This is a genomic window from Pseudomonas sp. P5_B2 (assembly GCF_056400445.1).
In genome coordinates this window covers 1-744 of the sequence record NZ_JBFULH010001298.1, presented here as the reverse complement: position 1 = coordinate 744, position 744 = coordinate 1, and the positions used below count along the sequence as shown (strand labels likewise).

The 744-nt window shown below is 55.2% G+C and carries 1 protein-coding gene; it reads right to left on the bottom strand.

Annotated elements, in window-relative coordinates; all coding sequences use genetic code 11:
* Nucleotides 1–354: 354 nt before the first annotated feature.
* Nucleotides 355–744, bottom strand: a 390-nt coding sequence (locus AC1DRJ_RS30860) for a LysR substrate-binding domain-containing protein (protein WP_477805446.1), incomplete at its 5' end; no start/stop codon positions are given.

Below are 744 nucleotides of genomic sequence, written 5' to 3'. Positions count from 1 at the left end.
CCTATGGATAGGGGGATGCTCACTTGCGCGGATAACCAGCTGCCGATAGCAGGGCTTGCCGAGTCGTTCATATGAGTAGTTTATAGGTGGGGGGACTGCCAGCCTTTCAATTGACGACAGCGCCTTATCATTTCATGACAACCCATGACCGTTGATCTGGGCTCGTGCATAGAGTGGCTTGGGTCAGTATTTGGGAGGCAGTCACGCCCTCTCCGCGTGCGTAGGCAAATAGCGTGCCTGCCTCTGAAAGTATGCGTCGAGGTGTTACAAGTGTTGTCACAACCCCTGTCACAAACCGTTGCCAATAGCCTTCTGAAGTCGTTAGGATAGGACTCCCTTTCTCCTTATAGTTTTTTAGTCGGCGAACAACATCTCCCGGCTTTCCCCCATCAACAGACCCTGATTCTGTTCAGTCACCGAGCGAATGTAATCCCACAACAGGGTGATCCGCTTGAGCTTGCGCAGGTCCTCCCGGCAGTACATCCAGAATTGCCGCGTAATGTTGATCTCTTGCGGCAACACCGGCAGCAGCCGTGGGTCCTGGGCCGCGAGGAAGCACGGGAGAATTGCCAGTGACCGCCCCTGTTGCGCCGCCACGAATTGCGCGATCACGCTGGTACTGCGCAAATTGGCGCTGGCGCCGGGCAGCACATTCGCCAGGTACAACAGCTCTGAACTGAATGCCAAATCGTCGACATAACTGATAAATGAATGCTTGCCCAAGTCTGCCGGGCGGCGGATTGG